This window comes from Brevundimonas vesicularis NBRC 12165, assembly GCF_001592205.1.
In the GTDB taxonomy this organism is placed as follows: domain Bacteria; phylum Pseudomonadota; class Alphaproteobacteria; order Caulobacterales; family Caulobacteraceae; genus Brevundimonas; species Brevundimonas vesicularis.
On sequence record NZ_BCWM01000037.1, the window covers coordinates 1 to 1,764 of the forward strand.

General features: G+C 63.0%; 2 protein-coding genes. One reads left to right on the forward strand and one right to left on the reverse strand.

What is annotated here, in order from left to right:
* Window positions 1-67 precede the first annotated feature (67 nt).
* Complete coding sequence (locus BVE01S_RS16375) at window positions 68-862, reverse strand: hypothetical protein (RefSeq protein WP_066629915.1); 795 nt, start codon at window positions 860-862, stop codon at window positions 68-70.
* Between the two features lie 268 nt (window positions 863-1,130).
* Between BVE01S_RS16375 and BVE01S_RS16380 the strand changes: the two genes are divergently transcribed.
* Entirely contained in the window at window positions 1,131-1,574 is a 444-nt protein-coding gene (locus BVE01S_RS16380; RefSeq protein ID WP_066629918.1) for a hypothetical protein, read from the forward strand.
* The last annotated feature ends 190 nt before the right edge of the window (window positions 1,575-1,764 follow it).

A 1,764-nucleotide genomic window follows, 5' to 3' on the forward strand; every position in this document is an offset into this window, starting at 1 on the left:
TGGGTGGGAAGCGGACATTGGGGTCCGTCCTGGCCCGCGCCCAGACGAGGTCTGGCGAACGACCGAGTCAGTGACGGATGATCATCGCCGATCGAAGCCGCACCGTTTCGACCTGCTCATCGCCGGTCACGGTCACGATCCAAGACCTGGCGCCAGGCCCCGAGGTGTCGAACTCGACTTCGGCGGCGTTCCAGGTCCGGGGCGCGTCCGTCTGCACGAACAGCCGCGGTCCCGGCGGCGTGGAGGCGTTGCGCGCCGGGAGGGGTCGGCTTGGCTGAACGCTCAGCAGCTTGCCCAAGGGCAGCTCCGCTAGGGCCCGCCTCGGATCGTCACATGCCGTTGCCGACTCCTGCGGATCACACTCGAGGGCGAACGGCAACTCATCCGTCCCGGCTGCCAGCCGCATCGCCTCGGTCAGCCGGCCGAGCGCCCCCAGCTGGCCGTCCATCTGCCCCTCGGACCCGCCGATATAGCCGATCAACTCGGCGCACCGCGCCTCAGTCGCCGGCTCGGGATAGGACGGCCCATACTGCACCCCCGAGCCCAGATCTATGACGGTCAAAACGGTCTCCGGATCGTCAGGATTGCCGGGCGCGCTTGGATTGCCGGCCGAGACCACATGCACCCGCCGGGCGCAGATTCCGTCTCGCTCGGGCTGGGACCGTTCCCAGAACAGCGCCCGGTAGACCTGCCCCGGGACCCAGTAGCGTCGCACCCAACCCCCGGTGATCCGGTCAGCCGTCTCAGGTGGCAGCACCTTCGGTGCCAGCACCAGAGGATCGGCTTGTTTGACCTCCCCCAGCGGCAGGGTCCGCTCGGGCTCCTGCGTTGCGAGGGCCATCGCGAACAGAACTTCCATCATGACGCGCGCCCTCCTGGATTTGGCGTCACCATAGCATCAGTTCGCCGGGAGGGCGACTAATTGGCCGGTAGTTGAATCGCCGCCGGGCGCTTCAATAAACAAGCTGCACACCCCGTCATGGATCGATTGCAGTGAAGGTCCGCAATGGGTCGATTTCAGTCTTGGGCTTCTACGCCGAAAGCAGACGTTGGCCTCCGGGCCGGGAAGCGGGCGCGGCCGACGTCTGTTCGGGGTGGCTAGCGGACGCGACCCGTGCCAACCTCAGTTGATGCGGCACCTGCAATTGATTTTGATCGGTTTGGTTGGGGCTTTGCTCACGGCGGTCCCAGACGTCGCAGTTGCTTGCCGGGTTGGCCACGATACAATTATCTTCAGTGAGCGTCCTACGCCCATCGGTCTCGACGGCTTCGTGACGGTCTCGGGCCGCTTTCGCAACAGCGGTCCGGAAATCGACCAGTTTAGGCTCGAGCAACGCGCTCTAGTCAGCCCATCTCAGGAGCTCGATTTTGAGCGAAGCTTGATCGGCGTGGCGTATCTGTCTGGCGCTTCCGAAGCGACACCCATCTACGCGATGGTGACGAGTTGCACGGGGAATTTCGATAGTAGGCGACTGGACGTCGACGTCTACCTAGTCGGCCGCTGGACGGTCCTGCGCAGTGGGCGCAAAGCGTTTGTGGCAGGCGGCAACTGGAACGGTCGCTGGCATTTCTGAATGTCCGCACCGGGTCGATTTCAGAAATTGACGTGGCTGCCGAAAATGGACTTTTGCAGAGCGGCGCCAAGTGTCAGCGGAGGTCGAGTCCCCTTGGAAATTTTTACAGCCAGATCGTAACTGATTGATCTATATAGGGCAGATGTTGCGCGGTTTTACACGTTGCGCTCTGTTTTTATTGATATTTAGG